The organism is Klebsiella sp. KPN54798 (assembly GCF_021184225.1).
Taxonomy (GTDB): Bacteria; Pseudomonadota; Gammaproteobacteria; order Enterobacterales; family Enterobacteriaceae; genus Klebsiella; species Klebsiella pneumoniae.
Map to the genome: position 1 here is coordinate 17,036 of NZ_CP089234.1, position 16,104 is coordinate 33,139.

Genomic DNA, 16,104 nt, shown 5'->3' on the forward strand with positions numbered 1-16,104 from the left:
AAGGAGAAAACAGTATGCGTAACTACGATTTATCCCCCCTGCTGCGTCAATGGATCGGTTTTGACAAACTGGCCAGCGCCCTGCAAACCGCCGGTGAAAGCCAAAGCTTCCCGCCCTATAACATCGAAAAAAGCGACGATAACCACTACCGCATTACCCTTGCGCTGGCCGGTTTCCGTCAGGAAGATCTGGATATTCAACTGGAAGGCACCCGTCTGGTGGTGAAAGGCACGCCGCAGCAGCCGGAAAAAGAGACCACATGGCTGCACCAGGGGTTGGTGAGCCAGGCCTTCAGCCTGAGCTTCACCCTCGCCGACAACATGGAGGTCTCTGGCGCGACCTTCACCAATGGCCTGCTGCATATCGATCTGACCCGCAATGAGCCTGAGCAGATCGCCCCGCAGCGTATCGCCATCAGCGAACGACCGGCGTTAAATAGTTAATTAAGCGAATAACTTATAAGGCCCCGATTTTCGGGGCTTTTTTGTGTGCGAGAGCACAATAAACTTCCTTGCTGCAACGGGTGTTTCAGTTTAAAAAACAATCATACTTTGGGACTCACTCAAACAAGGATACGTTATGAACGAACAGCAGCCATTTGAAGCGATTAGAAAGAGCGATGAGGCGGGCGGGAGTATTGGTCTGCCCGCAACCTTGGTCCCCTGCTTGACTATAAAGAGTGGCGGAATTTTTATAAGGTCATTGCAAAAGCGATAATTTCATGTGAGGCGAGTGGTCATCCCTCGGCAGACCATTTTGTTGAAACCAACAAAATGGTCGAATTAGGTTCTGGCGCCAGCAGGAATCTTGAAGATTTCCACCTCTCACGCTACGCCTGCTATCTGGTAGTGCAAAATGGCGATCCGTCGAAACCGGTGATTGCTGCGGGGCAAACGTACTTTGCCTTGCAAACCCGGCGCCAGGAATTGCAAGATGATCAAATATTTAAGTCTCTACGAGAGGATGAAAAGCGACTGTTCCTGCGCAATGAGCTCAAAGAGCATAATAAACATCTGGTTGAAACGGCCCAACGTGCTGGTGTTGAGACGACTCTTGATTTTGCTGTCTTTCAAAACCATGGTTATAAAGGTCTCTATGGTGGTCTTGACCAAAAAGCAATCCATGAGCGTAAGGGCCTAAAGAAAAGCCAAAAAATACTCGACTATATGGGATCGACTGAGCTCGCGGCCAACCTGTTTCGTGCTACCCAAACGGAAGAAAAACTACGTCGGGACGCGGTTGATTCGAAGCAACTCGCCAACAAAACGCATTATGACGTAGGGCAAAAAGTACGCCAGACTATTAAAGACCTGGGTGGCACTATGCCTGAAGCACTTCCTTCCCCGGAGAAAAGTATTCAGCAACTCACTATCGCAGCGAAAAATAAGAACGCGCCTGAGTAGCGTATCTTACTCCATGATTATTGTGCGCCAGGCGGCATACAATCCACCTGGCAGCGGTCATAATCCCTGTAGTTAATGGTGTTATTCACAGGGACGGTACCATGAGTGAGATAGCATTGACGGTCAGCGTGCTGGCGCTGGTGGCGGTAGTGGGGTTGTGGATCGGCAATGTCAAAATCCGCGGCGTCGGCTTTGGCATTGGCGGCGTCCTGTTTGGCGGGATTATTGTCGGCCACTTTGTCGATCAGGCAGGGGTCACCCTCAGCAGCCCGATGCTGCATTTTATTCAGGAATTCGGCTTGATCCTGTTTGTCTACACCATCGGTATTCAGGTGGGGCCGGGCTTTTTCGCCTCGCTGCGGGTCTCAGGCCTGCGGCTCAATCTGTTCGCTATCCTGATCGTTATCCTCGGCGGCCTGGTGACCGCGGTGCTGCATAAGCTGTTCAATATTCCTCTCCCGGTGGTGCTCGGTATCTTCTCCGGTGCGGTGACCAACACGCCGGCGCTGGGGGCCGGGCAGCAAATTCTGCGCGATCTCGGCGTACCGTTCGAGGTGGTCGATCAAATGGGGATGAGCTACGCGATGGCGTATCCGTTCGGCATCTGCGGCATTCTGCTGACCATGTGGCTGGTGCGTCTGTTCTTTCGCATCAATGTCGAGAAAGAGGCCCAGCGGTTTGAGGAGAGCAGCGGTAACGGCCACGCCCATTTGCACACCATTAACGTGCGGGTGGAGAACCCCAACCTCAACCAGATGGCGATTCAGGATGTGCCGATGCTCAATAGCGACAACATCGTCTGTTCGCGGCTGAAGCGTGGCGAGCTGTTGATGGTGCCTGCGCCGGGCACCCTTATCCAGGCTGGCGACCTGCTGCACCTGGTGGGGCGACCTGAGGATTTGCACAATGCGCAGCTGGTGATAGGCCAGGAGGTGGCGACCTCGCTGTCGACGCGCGGCACCGATCTGAAAGTGGAGCGGGTGGTGGTCACTAACGAAAAAGTGCTGGGGAAGAAAATACGCGATCTGCACGTTAAACAGCGCTATGACGTAGTGATCTCCCGGCTTAACCGGGCAGGCGTCGAGCTGGTAGCCAGCAGCAGCGCCAGCCTGCAGTTTGGTGACATCCTCAATCTGGTCGGCCGTCCGGAGGCAATTGACGCCGTGGCCGCCGAACTGGGTAACGCTCAGCAGAAGCTGCAGCAGGTCCAGATGCTGCCGGTGTTTATCGGCATCGGACTCGGGGTACTGCTGGGATCTATCCCGTTGTTTATTCCCGGCTTCCCTGCCGCATTGAAGCTGGGACTGGCCGGTGGGCCGCTGATTATGGCGCTGATCCTTGGGCGTATCGGCAGTATCGGCAAGCTGTACTGGTTTATGCCGCCGAGCGCCAACCTGGCGCTGCGCGAGCTGGGGATAGTGCTGTTTCTGGCGGTGGTCGGGCTAAAATCGGGGGGTGACTTTGTCGCCACCCTGACCCAGGGCGATGGTCTGAGCTGGATCGCTTACGGCATTTTCATCACCGCCATCCCGCTGCTGACGGTGGGCGTCCTCGCGCGCATGCTGGCGAAAATGAACTATCTGACGCTGTGCGGCATGCTGGCCGGCTCCATGACTGACCCGCCGGCGCTGGCCTTCGCCAACAACCTGCACGCCACCAGCGGCGCAGCGGCGCTCTCTTACGCCACCGTCTATCCGCTGGTGATGTTCCTGCGCATTATCACCCCGCAGCTACTCGCCGTGCTGTTCTGGGGGCTAAGCTAGCGGGCTTTGCGCCTGGACGCGGCGCAGGTGATAGTCCACCTGATACTCGCTGGCGTTGCGGAACATGACCGAATAGTTAAGAAACTCGCCGCTGTCGCTGTAGGAAAGGGAGGTAATACGCAGCAGCGGCGTCTGCTCCGGGACGTTCATTGAGCGCGCCAGCTGCTTGTCCGCCAGCACCGGCGTCAGCGTTTCATAGTTCCCGCTGATGATGATCCCGCACTCTTTCTCAATATAATCAAATTTCGACCCTTCCAGATGACTCAGCGACAGGTTGCGGAACAGCTTCACCGGCATATAGCTATCCTCCAGCATCAGCGGCTTGCCGTCGACGTAGCGCACCCGCCGTGAGAAGTAGATCCGTTCATCAATTTTAATCCGCAGCAGACTGGCGATGGCCGGCGGGGCGGGCATCACCTCGAAGGCCAGCACCTGACTCACCACCTCTTTACCCTGCTTGCGCAGCACTTCCGCCAGGCCGGTCAGATTGCTGGTTTCATGATGGACGTCTTTACGCGCCACGTAAGTTCCCGAGCCGTGGCGACGCACAACCAATCCCCAGTCCACCAGCAGATCGATGGCTTTGCGAATAGTCATGCGCGCCACCCCGAACTCCTCGGCCAGTTTTTTCTCTCCTGGTAGCGGGCTGCCGATGGCGAAGTCGGCGGAATTCAGCCGCAGCCGCAGGCGGTCAGCAATGGATTTGTAGATCACCAGTAGTCCTCTTGTGCAGGAAAAGGGGATGTCGCTTTATGCTCTTTTTTCTAAAAAAGTGGTTTAATTACAATCGATTAAGAAGCATTCATTTAGTTAATTTCGATGCCTGACTTATCGATGTCTAACTTTTGTTATCGAAGTAGACAACTTTGGCCAAATTAAAACCATGAATGGGATCACGAATCGCAACGGCGCGGCATGTTGTCGGACGGGCAAATTTTTATTCTCCAGTCAGGCCGGTAATCAAGAAAAAGAAGGCCACTCACCCTACGAGTTGTTACATGAGGATTTCCCAATGCTCAGTCAAATACAACGCTTTGGCGGCGCCATGTTTACCCCGGTTTTGTTGTTTCCTTTTGCCGGGATCGTGGTCGGTATCGCCATCATGCTGCGCAACCCGATGTTCGTCGGCGAAGCGCTGACCGCACCCGACAGCCTGTTTGCCCAGATCGTTCACATCATTGAGGAGGGCGGCTGGACCGTCTTTCGTAATATGCCGCTGATTTTCGCCGTCGGTCTGCCGATCGGCCTGGCGAAACAGGCCCAGGGCCGGGCCTGTCTGGCGGTGCTGGTGAGCTTTCTCACCTGGAACTATTTTATCAACGCCATGGGGATGACCTGGGGCCACTTCTTCGGCGTCGATTTTTCCGCTGAACCCACGGCCGGCAGCGGCCTGACGATGATTGCCGGGATTAAAACCCTCGACACCAGCATTATCGGCGCCATCGTCATCTCCGGTCTGGTGACGGCCCTGCACAATCGCTATTTCGATAAACCCCTGCCGGTATTCCTCGGCATCTTTCAGGGTTCATCGTTTGTGGTCATTGTCGCCTTCCTCGCGATGATCCCTTGCGCCTGGCTGACCCTGCTCGGCTGGCCAAAGGTCCAGCTGGGTATTGAATCGCTGCAGGCCTTTCTGCGCTCAGCCGGGGCGCTTGGGGTGTGGGTTTACATCTTCCTTGAGCGCATCCTGATCCCCACCGGCCTGCACCACTTCGTCTATGGCCCGTTCATCTTTGGCCCTGCGGTGGTGGAGGGCGGACTGCAGGTCTACTGGGCAGAGCATCTGCAGGCGTTCAGTCAGAGTACGGAACCGCTGAAGACGCTGTTCCCGGAGGGCGGCTTTGCCCTGCACGGTAACTCGAAAGTGTTTGGGTCGGTGGGGATTGCGCTGGCGCTCTACTTCACCGCCGCGCCGGAAAACCGCGTCAAGGTCGCCGGACTGCTGATCCCCGCCACCCTGACCGCGATGCTGGTCGGGATCACTGAGCCGCTGGAGTTCACCTTCCTCTTCATCTCGCCGCTGCTGTTCGCCGTTCATGCGGTGCTGGCGGCGACTATGGCGACGGTGATGTACATCTGCGGGGTAGTAGGCAACTTCGGCGGCGGCCTGCTCGATCAATTCTTGCCGCAAAACTGGATCCCAATGTTCCATCACCACGCTTCGATGATGTTCATTCAGATAGGCATCGGCCTCTGTTTCACCGCCCTCTACTTCGTAGTCTTCCGTACCCTGATCCTGCGTCTGAACCTGAAGACGCCTGGCAGGGAAGAGAGCGAAATCAAGCTCTACAGCAAGGCCGATTACCAGGCGGCACGAGGTAAAACCACGGCCGCCGCCGCGCCAGAGACCCGGCTGGGTCAGGCCGCTGGCTTCCTGCAGGCCCTCGGCGGCGCCGACAACATTGAAAGCATCAACAACTGCGCCACCCGACTGCGCATCGCGCTGGTCGATATGGCGAAAACGCAAAGTGACGATGTCTTTAAAGCGCTGGGCGCCCACGGGGTAGTACGCCGCGGCAACGGGATTCAGGTCATCGTCGGCCTGCACGTTCCCCAGGTGCGCGACCAGCTGGAAAACCTGATGAAAGATTCTCTTTCGACCGAACATACCACCATGACGGAGGCAGTATCATGAAAAAATTCTCAGTTGTTATCGCAGGCGGCGGCAGCACCTTCACCCCGGGCATTGTCCTGATGCTGCTGGCAAACCAGGATCGTTTTCCGCTGCGGTCGCTGAAATTTTATGACAACGACGGCGCGCGCCAGGAGACCATCGCCGAGGCGTGCAAAGTGATCCTCAAAGAGCAGGCGCCGGAGATTGAGTTCAGCTATACCACCGATCCGCAGGCGGCGTTTACCGATGTTGATTTTGTCATGGCGCATATCCGCGTCGGGAAATATCCGATGCGTGAACAAGATGAGAAAATCCCGCTACGCCACGGCGTGCTGGGCCAGGAGACCTGCGGACCGGGTGGGATCGCCTACGGTATGCGCTCTATCGGCGGCGTGCTGGAGCTGGTGGATTATATGGAAAAATATTCGCCGAACGCCTGGATGCTTAACTACTCCAACCCGGCGGCGATTGTGGCGGAAGCCACTCGTCGTCTGCGGCCGAACGCCAAAATCCTCAACATCTGCGATATGCCGATCGGCATTGAAGGGCGGATGGCGCAGATTGTCGGCCTCAAAGACCGTAAACAGATGCGCGTGCGCTACTACGGCCTCAACCACTTCGGCTGGTGGACGTCGATTGAGGACCTCGACGGCAATGATTTGATGCCGAAGCTGCGCGAATATGTGGCGAAATACGGCTATGTGCCGCCCTCGAACGATCCGCACACCGAGGCCAGCTGGAACGACACCTTTGCCAAAGCGAAAGATGTGCAGGCGCTGGATCCGCAGACCATGCCGAATACCTACCTGAAATATTATCTGTTCCCGGACTATGTGGTAGCCCACTCCAACCCGGAACGCACCCGCGCCAATGAGGTGATGGATCATCGGGAGAAAAACGTCTTCAGCGCCTGCCGGGCGATCATCGCCGCCGGGAAATCCACCGCCGGCGATCTGGAGATTGACGAGCATGCCTCCTATATCGTCGATCTGGCGACGGCTATCGCCTTTAACACGCAGGAAAGGATGCTGCTGATTGTGCCGAACAATGGCGCGATCCATAACTTTGACGCCGACGCGATGGTGGAGATCCCTTGTCTGGTAGGCCACAACGGACCGGAGCCGCTGACGGTCGGCGACATCCCGCATTTCCAGAAAGGGCTGATGAGCCAGCAGGTGGCAGTGGAAAAACTGGTGGTCGATGCCTGGGAACAGCGCTCGTACCACAAGCTGTGGCAGGCGATTACCCTGTCGAAAACCGTGCCGAGCGCCTCGGTGGCGAAAGCGATCCTCGACGACCTCATTGCCGCCAACAAAGATTATTGGCCTGAGCTGCATTAATCCCCGTTGTACTACCGGCGCCCTGCGGGGCGCCGGTTCTTCTCCCCGGTTCCTGATTTACGCTATGCTGAAGCCTGCAGCGCGATGAACAAGGAACTGTAATGAAAATCTCCCGCCTCGGCGAAGCGCCGGATTACCGCTTTTCGCTGGCTAACGAACGCACCTTTCTGGCATGGATCCGCACGGCGCTCGGTTTTCTCGCCGCCGGCGTCGGCCTTGACCAGTTAGCGCCGGACTTTGCCACGCCGCTGATCCGTGAAATTCTCGCCCTGCTGCTGTGTCTCTTTGCCGGCGGCATGGCCATCTATGGCTATCTGCGCTGGCTGAATAACGAGAAGGCGATGCGTCTCAAGCAGGACCTTCCCTATACCCGCACGCTGCTGGTAATTAGCATTCTGCTGCTGGCGGTGGTGGCCGCGGTGATGCTGCTGGTGGTGTATGGCGGATAAACGCCGGGCGCGGCGGGAAAGCGATCCCGGTCTTCAGCCAGAGCGCACCTCGCTGGCCTGGTTTCGCACCCTGTTGGGCTACGGCGCGCTGATGGCGCTGGCGATTAAGCACAGCTGGCACCGCGCCGGCCTGCCGTTCTGGCTGTCGATCGGCGTGCTGGCGATTGTGGCGGTGATCCTCTGGGGCTATACCCGCCGTCGTCATCTGATGGATGTCGACGATAGCGATTTTTTACAGCCGCGGGCGGTTCGTGACAAATTTTTGATCGCACTCGCAGTACTTTCTCTGGCATTCCTGTTTGCTGTTACTCACCTTCAACCGATCGTTTTATTCATTAGGGATATGTCATGACAGGATGTCCGGCGAATTTGCCTCTCACTCATGCCCCCGGCCAGCAACATGACACTCCCTTTCAGGCTGTCGTGGTGGAGGCGCATCATTGCCATCAACCGCAGGCGTTCTATGCACAGCTTCGTCAACAGGGGCTCACCGCTATCCATTTTATTCCGCAGCTGGCGGCCGGCGACGCCGCGCTTTGGGGAGAGTTTCTCTGCGCAGTCTTTCACCGCTGGGTGCGGGAAGATATTGGGCGCATCAATATTTTACTGTTTAGCGAGACGCTGAGCGCCTGGTGTGGGGAGACGCTGACCCAGCCAGGCGCGCCGGCGGCCAACAGCACCTGCTACGGCTGCCCGTGGCTGCGCCTGTGCCGCTGTGGCGAACAGGAAGACCCGCTGTGCGCGGGTTACCGGCAGTTCTACGATTTTAGCGGGCCCTATATGCGAGTGATGCGGGACCTGCGACGACAGCAGCGGCCACCAGAGGCGCTGATGCCGCTGCTGCGCTAAAGATTAGCGCCCCTTCGCCAGGTACTGCGCCATTTCCTCTTCCGGCACCATGCCGCCGCCGGTGGCCCACACCAGGTGGGTGGCCTGCTGCAGCTGTTGCTCACTCAGCCCCTGCAGCTGATGGTACGCTTTGCTGGCGCAGACCCGCTGCGCTCCGGCCATCCCGGCCAGCGCGGAGGGTTCAAGGCGGATATTTTCCGCTGCCGCCAGCCAGCCCAGCATGTCATACATCGTCTGGTCGTCAAGGGTATAGAACCCGTCGAGCAGGCGCTCCATTGCCCGGCCAACGAACCCGGACGCCCTGCCGACCGCCAGACCGTCGGCCGCGGTCAGGTTATCAATACCTAAATCCTGCACCGCTATCTGGTCGTGGAGCCCGGTATAGACGCCGAGCAGCATGCATGGCGAATGGGTCGGTTCGGCGAACAGGCAGTGAACGTGGTCGCCGAAGGCCAGCTTCAGGCCAAATGCCACGCCGCCGGGGCCGCCGCCGACGCCGCACGGCAGATAGACGAACAGCGGGTGATCGGCATCGACCACGCGCCCTGCTTTGGCAAACTGCGCCTTCAGGCGCTCGCCGGCTACGGCATAGCCGAGGAACAGCGTGCGTGAGTTTTCATCATCAATGAAAAAGCAGTTCGGATCGGATTCCGCTGCCTTGCGCCCCTGTTCGACCGCCACGCCATAGTCCTCTTCATACTCAACCACCGTTACGCCGTGGCTGCGCAGTTTGGCTTTTTTCCACGCCCTGGCATCGGCGGACATATGCACCGTGACTTGAAAACCAATGCGCGCGCTCATGATGCCGATCGACATCCCAAGGTTGCCGGTGGAGCCGACGGCGATGCTGAACTGGCTAAAGAACTGTTTAAACTCCGGCGTCAGCAATTTGCGATAATCGTCTGCGGTCGTCAGCAGCCCGGCTTCCAGCGCCAGCTTTTCCGCATGGGTCAGCACTTCATAAATCCCACCGCGCGCTTTGATTGAGCCGGAGATTGGCAGATGGCTGTCTTTTTTCAGCAGCAGTTCGCCGCTAATTGGCTGGCCGAATTTTTGCTCAAGGCTGCGTTTCATTGCCGGAATGGCAACCACTTCTGATTCGATAATCCCGCCGCTCGCGGCGGTTTCCGGGAAGGCTGCCGCCAGATAGGGCGCGAAGCGCTGAAGGCGGGCATGGGCGTCTTGCACATCGTCGGCGGTCAGACCGACGTAAGGCAACCCCTCCGCCAGGGTGGTGGTTGCCGGGTTAAACCAGGTAGTTTCTTTCAGGGCGATCAGATCCTGCACAAGCGGGAAGGTCGCGGTTAAGGTGGTCAGGTCAGCGTTTTTCATATTACGTCTCGTTCGCTTAGATGATGAAAGAAAGCAGGAAGGTGGCGGCCAGTGCAAGTAGCGACGCGATAAATGTCGCTGTCGTGTAGTACTTGAACGTTTCACTGAGGCTGGCGCCGCAGTACTGTTTTACCAGCCAGAACAGGGAATCGGTGACGATCGTGCAGCCAATGGCGCCGGAACCGATGGCAATGGCGATGATCTCCGGGCTTACGCCGGGATAAAGCGGCAGCATCGGGGCAACGATGGCGGTAGCGCCCATCATCGCCACGGTGGCGGAGCCAACGGCGGCGTGCAGGATAAGCGCCACCAGCCAGGCCAGCAAAATCGGGTGCATATCAAGGTTCGACAGGATCACCGCGAGGCTATCGGCCAGGCCGCTGGATTTCAAAATCGCGTTGAATGCGCCGCCGGCGCCGATAATCAGCAGGATGTTGGCGATGGACCCAAAGCCGTTTTCGGTATGAGTCAGCAGAACGCCCATCCCCATTTGCCGACGGATGCCGAGCATGTAATAGGCGACAAAGACGGCGATAAACATCGCGGTGATGGGGTTGCCGATAAATTCCAGCACTGTATACAGCGTGCCGCCTTTCGCCATATTCAGTTCAGCGACGGTTTTCACCAGCATCAGGCCAATCGGTAACAGCACGGTAAACAGCGTAGCGCCGAGCGACGGCAGCGTCGATTCTTCGCGAACGTCGAGGTTGGAAAACTCGGCTGGCACTGGTTTAAACGGCAGGCGGTTGCCGAGCAGCCTGAGGAACAGCGGGCCGCCGACCAGGGAGGCGATCAGACCGACCAGCAGGCCATAGACGATAACCGTCCCGATATCAGCCCCCAGTTTATTCGCCACGAACAGCGCGGCCGGATGCGGCGGTACCACGCAGTGCACCGCCATCAGCGCGGTACACAGCGGAATAGCCAGCTTCAGCAGCGAAGTATTGGTTTTTTTGGCGATGGAGAATGCCAGCGGGATCAGCAGCACCACCCCGACTTCGACAAACAGGGTAATGCCGCAGATCAGGCCGACCAGCACCATAATCACATCCGCCGACAGCCAGCGGCAGCGCTGGAGCGTCAGGCCGATGCGCTCCGCCGCGCCGGAGACCTCCATCATCTTGCCGAGAATGGTGCCGAGACCGATCACCGCCGCCAGGAAGCCCAGCGTACCGCCGATCCCGCTCTCAATGGCGTTGACCATCTCCAGCGGGCCCATTCCCATCATCGCACCGACGAAAAAGCTCGCCAGCAGCAGCGCCAGAAACGGATGAAACTTCAGTTTGACGATGGTTAATACAATTAACACGATGCTAATCAGCAATGTGCTCACAACCCAAATTTGCGATTCCATATCCCACCTCGCCGTAAGTAACGTGTGGTTATTGAACAGAAACTCGGCATGGGCTGACAAACGATATAAATGACCTTTCAGATGAGCCAGATTGAATCAAAAAGGTGATTTAGCTCTAAAAGTGACCTCTAAATATGCTATGGGTCAAATTAAATCATCCTTTAGCGGAAGTTCCGGCGTTATTTTTTTATCATCCAGACTCCCTTTTATCGCCAGGAGCGCATAATGGATGTGCTAAAAACCTTAGGTACCCGGTTGCTGAACGGCTGGCAACTCTCCAGGCTGTCGACGTTTGAGGTGGCGGCGCGGCACGAGTCGTTCGCCCTTGCCGCCGACGAGCTGGCGCTCACCCCAAGCGCCGTCAGTCACCGGATTAATCAGTTGGAAGAGGAGCTGGGGATCCAGCTCTTTGTCCGCTCGCACCGCAAAGTGGAGCTGACGCGTGAAGGGAAGCGCGTTTACTGGGCGCTGAAGGCGTCGCTGGATGGTCTCAATCAGGAGATTCTGGACATCAAAAACCAGGAGCTCTCCGGCAGTCTGACGGTCTACTCGCGGCCCTCTATCGCCCAGTGCTGGCTGGTGCCGGCGCTGGGGGATTTCAGTCGCCGCTACCCGGCCATCTCGCTGACCGTGCTGACCGGCAACGATAACGTCAACCTGCAGCGGGCGGGTATCGATCTGGCAATCTATTTTGATGACGCGCCGTCGTCGCAGCTAAGCCACCATTTTCTGATGGATGAGGCGATCGTGCCGGTATGTACGCCGTATTACGCCCGCCAGCTGCAGTTAACGTCAAATCCTGCCAGTCTGCGCCACTGTACGCTGCTTCACGATCGCCAGGCATGGAGCAATGATTCCGGCACCGATGAATGGTTCAGTTGGGCACAGCAATTTGGGATTGAACTGCCGCAATCGTCGGGCATTGGCTTCGATCGTTCTGATTTAGCGGTGATTGCGGCGATGAATCATGTCGGGGTAGCGATGGGGCGTAAACGGCTGGTGCAGAAGCGGTTAGAGAGCGGCGAGCTTATCGCGCCGTTCGGCGATATGACGCTGAAATGCCATCAGCATTATTACGTGACCACCCTGCCGGGCCGCCAGTGGCCGAAAATCGACGCCTTTATCGAGTGGCTGCATAGCCTGACCTGAAAAAGAGCCGGGCTATCCCTCGGAGTTGTTAGGGAGGCCGGGTAAGGCGTGCGCCGCCACCCGGCAAAATGACGGCACTGCGCTTGCGCGGGCCGGCAGACGACCAGTCCGGTAGCCCGGATAAGGCGTCAGCCGCCATCCGGGGAACCACCGCCGCGCTTATACCGGCTGCTGATGGTGGGTGAAGCGCGAGGCCAGCGGCAGCCAGCACAGCAGAATCAACAGGCCCATCAGCATCATCAGCAGGCCGAGGCTGCCCTGACCGGTTTGCGGCATCATCGCCGACAGCCAGGCCAGCACGCCGGAGCCGATATTCTGCAAGCCGCCCACCAGCGCCCCGGCGGTTCCGGCGAGGAACGGGAACGGCTCCATCGCGCCGCTGGTGGCCAGCGGGAACAACATCCCGGCGCCGAAGAAGAACAGCGCCGCAGGCACCAGCAGGGTCCAGACGGTCATGATGCCCAGCAGCCCTGGGATCCACATCATCAGACCCGCCAGCAGGCAGCAGATCACCGACTGCCACATCAGGGTCGGGAAACGCTTGTTCGGCCGGCCGGCAAACCACGCCCCGAAGAACGCCGCCGGGATCGGCAGAATAAACAGAATACTCACCGCCATGCTGCTCAGGCCGAGCACCGCGCCCATCAGCACCCCGGAGCAGGCTTCGAATACCGCAATCCCCGCCAGGCCGCCGATCAGCATCAGCAGATAGCAGTTAAAGGCGCCGGTGCCGAACAGCGTTTTGTAGCTGGCCAGAAGTTTGGTGCGCGGCGCCCCTTCCGGACGCGTTTCCGGCATCCACTTCGCCATGCTGAAGGTCACCCCGGCGCACAGGACCAGCAGGAAAGCGTAGCAGGCGCGCCAGCTCCACAGGGTGTCGAGGATGCCGCCGAGCAGCGGCGCAATCAGCGGGCTGACCAGAATACCCATATTTAACAGGCTATTGGCATGACGCAGCTGAGCGCCTTCGTACAGGTCGCGGGGCAGGGTACGCGCCATCACGCCGCCGACCCCGGTGCCCATCCCCTGCATGGCGCTGGCGGCGATCAGCACCGGCAGGCTATGGGTGGTAATAGCTACCAGCGTCGCCAGCATAAAAATCGACATCCCGACGAGGATCACCGGGCGGCGACCGACGCGGTCAGAGAGCGGGCCGTAGAATAGCTGTGAAATACCGTAGGTCAGCAGGTAGGCCGCCATCACGCTTTGTACCGCCCCTTCGCGGACGTTCAGCGCGACCGCCATGTCGGCGATGGCCGGAATATAAATGGTCTGCGCCATCTGGCCGACGGCCACCAGCAGTACCAGCATCAACAACAAATTGAAGTTCTTATGCCGTTTCATGTCGATGAATACTTTGTGAGTAAAGAGAAATGAAGAATATGTGACTGGCACATCCCGTAAACGATGGAGGAATCTACCATATTAAAATGACAGAACAACTGCAAAGTGCCGATTGTTGAGGGAATTCCAGGCAGATTATGTAAACAGGAACGGCAACTAATGTTGCCATCTCAGGCTACGCCAGGCGCAGGAGGATCGCCCCGGCGGCAATCCCGCAGGCGGCCACGATGCGCAGCGGCATCAGTTGCTCTTTCAGGACGATAAAGGCGATCAGCGCGCCGAAGAGAATGGAGGTTTCACGCAGCGCGGCGACCACCGCCAGCGGGGCCTGGGTCATCGCCCATAGCGCCAGGCCGTAGGAGCCCATGGTGCCGATCCCGCCGAGGATGCCTTTTTTCCAGTGCTGACGTAAATAACGACTGGCCTCACGCCGTCGCGCCACCATCGCCCAGCACAGCAGGCAGAAGCCGTTCATAAAAAAGGTCCACAGGGTGTAGCCCAGCGCCGAGCCCGCCAGCCGGACGCCGGTGCCGTCCACCAGCGTATAACCGGCGATAAAGCAGGCGTTGATCAGCGCCAGCACGATGCCTTTGCGCGAGCTGGCGCGGCCGTTAAAGGCCATCGCCAGTATCGCCAGGCAGATGACGCCGATGCCCAGCCAGGCCAGCGGCGATAAGCGATCGCCAAGAAAAATGACGCTAATGGCTGCCACCAGCAGCGGCGCGGTGCCGCGCATCAGCGGGTAGGTCTGGCTCATATCCGATACCTGGTAGGTCTTCGCCACCAGCACCGTATACACCACCTGTAACGCGCACGACGCCAGCAGATAGGGGGCGCTGACCAGCGCGGGCTGTGGGGCAAAGGGGAGCATCACCAGGGCGATCAGCGCGGCCGAGCCGCTGACGCCGATCGCCGCGTACATTTTATCGCCGCTGGCTTTGACGATAGCGTTCCAGCTGGCGTGCAGCAGGGCGGCGAACAGCAAAATGCAGAATACGGTGAGGGTCATCGCAGACAGGTTCAACAGTGAAGGTCACCGGAATGTAACACGCGCCCGCGCTGCCTGCCAGCGGGGGGTTAAAGCGAACAAAACAGGCGATGCGTCACCCGCGGTTCATCGTACACCGGGCGAAAACCAAGCCTTTCATAAAAGGGCCAGGCCTGCGCCGGGGCATGGGTGTTGAGAAAGTCGAACCAGGCGCTGGAGTGGGTGATAACCGAGACCAGCAGCTGCTGGCCGATGCCCCGGCGGCGGTAGCGTTCGCTGATGTAGAGGTGGCGAATGCGCCCGGCCCGCGGCTGCGGACTGAAGGGATCGCTATTGATGCCGCATACCCCTACCAGCTGGTGGTTGACGAAGGCGCCCAGCAGCGTTTCGCCCGGCGCGTTAAAGCGGTTTTTGCCGCTCTGCCAGTTTTCCGCCAGGCGGCGCAGCATATTGAAATGCTGTTCAAGGCTTTCAATTCGTAGCGCCGCGAACCCCGGGGCATCCGGCGTCGTGGCGGCAATTAACAGGGGTGGCATAGCTTCCTCCATCAAGTCATCCCGGGACGCCCGGCGGGCGCCTGCAGGGGGGCGGTTTACCGCCCCCCTCAGGTGCGACTTGAACCTGAATCAGCGGAACTGTTTCAGGAATGCATCAAGTAGTTGCAACACAGCAACCATGAGTTTCAGGATCAAAATAATAATATCCATTCCGCCCATACGCGCGTCTCCTGTGGTTAAGGAGCACAATAAGCTGACGTACCTTTCCGCTGCCCGTTGCCAGCTTATCCCTGCCTGTCGCCGGCGGCGTCTGCCCTGGCCGATAGTTCGTCCTTTCCATGAACGGCTTCCCGGCCCGCCGCCTGCAACGACAGGGGTGCGCAGCGCTGAGCCACGCGTTGCCGCGCGGGCCAGTGACTGCACGTTGTTGACGTAACACAGTGTGCTCTCTCGGGGTTAAGGCACTGACGGCACCACCCGTTTCAGCCAGGACTTCGTTGCGCCGGTCAAACTTGCGGCCCCCGAATGGCACAAAGTGAACACACCCAGTATAGATAAATACTGTATGGATGAACAGTATTTTTTGGACAAATCCGCCCCTCTCATCCATACTCTATGACAGAGAAAAACCGACCTTAAATTGCGCGAACTGCAGCGATCGCGTATACTTTTGGCGTTGACGTAATACAGTGTGCTTGCGGCTACCACCTGTAACCATGCTGATAAAAACCTCGCTCCGGCGGGGTTTTTTGTTTTCTGTCCTTTTGCGCCGAACTGTGATCTTTCGCGCAAATTTTCGTGGATGAAAATAAATCCATTGTGAAAACGTAAAACCTGTGTTTGTATAAATTCAGCTTATTTTTCGACACAACAGGTCCCTAATGAACGCAACCCTGATCGCTTCGACCCTACTAAAAACCGCGCCAGCCGCGGTGGTCGTCGTGTCTGTGGTGGTCGTCGTCGGCAATGCGCCGTAGGGTCCGGAACAACACGAATTCCAAACCCCGCCGGCGCAAACCGAG

At 58.2% G+C, this 16,104-nt stretch carries 18 protein-coding genes and 1 pseudogene; 11 read left to right on the forward strand and 8 right to left on the reverse strand.

Annotation, left to right across the window (positions count from 1 at the left end; all coding sequences use genetic code 11):
* The first annotated feature begins 14 nt into the window (after positions 1–14).
* From ibpB to LPQ25_RS00090, 3 genes and pseudogenes are all read left to right on the forward strand, one after another.
* Positions 15–443 carry a small heat shock chaperone IbpB gene (gene ibpB, locus LPQ25_RS00080; protein WP_004145074.1) on the forward strand — a complete coding sequence of 143 codons (429 nt, stop codon included), beginning with the start codon at positions 15–17 and terminating at the stop codon, positions 441–443.
* A gap of 136 nt (positions 444–579) precedes the next feature.
* Positions 580–1,403, forward strand: a pseudogene (gene dinD / locus LPQ25_RS00085) (DNA damage-inducible protein D).
* Between the two features lie 101 nt (positions 1,404–1,504).
* Entirely contained in the window at positions 1,505–3,166 is a 1,662-nt protein-coding gene (locus LPQ25_RS00090) for a putative transporter (RefSeq protein ID WP_014906737.1), read from the forward strand.
* Here LPQ25_RS00090 and LPQ25_RS00095 read toward each other — a convergent pair.
* A complete protein-coding gene (locus LPQ25_RS00095) occupies positions 3,158–3,880 on the reverse strand; it encodes a GntR family transcriptional regulator (protein WP_004151520.1) in 723 nt (240 codons plus the stop codon). The two genes, LPQ25_RS00090 and LPQ25_RS00095, sit on opposite strands and share 9 nt — an antisense overlap.
* Before the next feature lie 298 nt (positions 3,881–4,178).
* Between LPQ25_RS00095 and LPQ25_RS00100 the strand changes: the two genes are divergently transcribed.
* From LPQ25_RS00100 to LPQ25_RS00120, 5 genes are all read left to right on the forward strand, one after another.
* Positions 4,179–5,801 carry an alpha-glucoside-specific PTS transporter subunit IIBC gene (locus LPQ25_RS00100; protein ID WP_002923307.1) on the forward strand — a complete coding sequence of 541 codons (1,623 nt, stop codon included), beginning with the start codon at positions 4,179–4,181 and terminating at the stop codon, positions 5,799–5,801.
* Positions 5,798–7,120: a 6-phospho-alpha-glucosidase gene (locus LPQ25_RS00105; RefSeq protein ID WP_002923306.1), complete on the forward strand. Its 1,323-nt coding sequence runs from the start codon at positions 5,798–5,800 to the stop codon at positions 7,118–7,120. Before LPQ25_RS00100 ends, LPQ25_RS00105 begins: the two co-directional genes overlap by 4 nt.
* Positions 7,121–7,221: 101 nt before the next feature.
* Positions 7,222–7,569, forward strand: coding sequence for a YidH family protein (locus LPQ25_RS00110; protein WP_002923305.1), 348 nt, complete (start codon positions 7,222–7,224; stop codon positions 7,567–7,569).
* Positions 7,559–7,921: a DUF202 domain-containing protein gene (locus LPQ25_RS00115; RefSeq protein WP_002923304.1), complete on the forward strand. Its 363-nt coding sequence runs from the start codon at positions 7,559–7,561 to the stop codon at positions 7,919–7,921. Before LPQ25_RS00110 ends, LPQ25_RS00115 begins: the two co-directional genes overlap by 11 nt.
* A gap of 74 nt (positions 7,922–7,995) precedes the next feature.
* Positions 7,996–8,418 carry a radical SAM protein gene (locus tag LPQ25_RS00120; RefSeq protein ID WP_002923302.1) on the forward strand — a complete coding sequence of 141 codons (423 nt, stop codon included), beginning with the start codon at positions 7,996–7,998 and terminating at the stop codon, positions 8,416–8,418.
* Between the two features lie 3 nt (positions 8,419–8,421).
* On the opposite strand, the gene dsdA is transcribed toward LPQ25_RS00120, so the two are convergent.
* Together dsdA and dsdX are read right to left on the reverse strand one after the other, a co-directional pair.
* On the reverse strand, positions 8,422–9,750 hold the full coding sequence (dsdA, locus tag LPQ25_RS00125; protein WP_014906738.1) for a D-serine ammonia-lyase: 1,329 nt from the start codon (positions 9,748–9,750) through the stop codon (positions 8,422–8,424).
* 16 nt (positions 9,751–9,766) lie between these two features.
* Entirely contained in the window at positions 9,767–11,104 is a 1,338-nt protein-coding gene (gene dsdX, locus LPQ25_RS00130; RefSeq protein ID WP_004173855.1) for a D-serine transporter DsdX, read from the reverse strand.
* Positions 11,105–11,195: 91 nt separating this feature from the next.
* Here dsdX and LPQ25_RS00135 point away from each other — a divergent pair, with 91 nt between their 5' ends.
* Entirely contained in the window at positions 11,196–11,330 is a 135-nt protein-coding gene (locus LPQ25_RS00135) for a hypothetical protein (RefSeq protein ID WP_041937800.1), read from the forward strand.
* Positions 11,330–12,253: a DNA-binding transcriptional regulator DsdC gene (gene dsdC, locus LPQ25_RS00140; protein WP_004150274.1), complete on the forward strand. Its 924-nt coding sequence runs from the start codon at positions 11,330–11,332 to the stop codon at positions 12,251–12,253. Before LPQ25_RS00135 ends, dsdC begins: the two co-directional genes overlap by 1 nt.
* 159 nt (positions 12,254–12,412) lie before the next feature.
* Here the strand turns inward: dsdC and emrD are convergent, their stop codons facing one another.
* The 5 genes from emrD to LPQ25_RS00165 form a co-directional block, all read right to left on the reverse strand.
* Positions 12,413–13,597, reverse strand: a complete 1,185-nt coding sequence (gene emrD, locus LPQ25_RS00145; protein ID WP_004181587.1) for a multidrug efflux MFS transporter EmrD — start codon at positions 13,595–13,597, stop codon at positions 12,413–12,415.
* A gap of 175 nt (positions 13,598–13,772) precedes the next feature.
* Positions 13,773–14,606 carry a DMT family transporter gene (locus LPQ25_RS00150; protein WP_004210704.1) on the reverse strand — a complete coding sequence of 278 codons (834 nt, stop codon included), beginning with the start codon at positions 14,604–14,606 and terminating at the stop codon, positions 13,773–13,775.
* Between the two features lie 68 nt (positions 14,607–14,674).
* On the reverse strand, positions 14,675–15,121 hold the full coding sequence (locus tag LPQ25_RS00155; protein WP_002923294.1) for a GNAT family N-acetyltransferase: 447 nt from the start codon (positions 15,119–15,121) through the stop codon (positions 14,675–14,677).
* A 90-nt stretch (positions 15,122–15,211) separates the two neighbouring features.
* Positions 15,212–15,331 carry a type I toxin-antitoxin system toxin TisB gene (gene tisB, locus LPQ25_RS00160; RefSeq protein ID WP_014906740.1) on the reverse strand — a complete coding sequence of 40 codons (120 nt, stop codon included), beginning with the start codon at positions 15,329–15,331 and terminating at the stop codon, positions 15,212–15,214.
* Positions 15,332–15,783: 452 nt separating this feature from the next.
* The gene (locus LPQ25_RS00165; RefSeq protein ID WP_004150272.1) at positions 15,784–15,951 is read right to left on the reverse strand and encodes a hypothetical protein; all 168 of its coding nucleotides are present in this window, start codon (positions 15,949–15,951) and stop codon (positions 15,784–15,786) included.
* Between the two features lie 12 nt (positions 15,952–15,963).
* Here LPQ25_RS00165 and ivbL point away from each other — a divergent pair, with 12 nt between their 5' ends.
* Positions 15,964–16,059 (forward strand): ilvB operon leader peptide IvbL, encoded by a 96-nt coding sequence (gene ivbL, locus LPQ25_RS00170; protein ID WP_002923286.1) that lies wholly within the window; start codon positions 15,964–15,966, stop codon positions 16,057–16,059.
* The last annotated feature ends 45 nt before the right edge of the window (positions 16,060–16,104 follow it).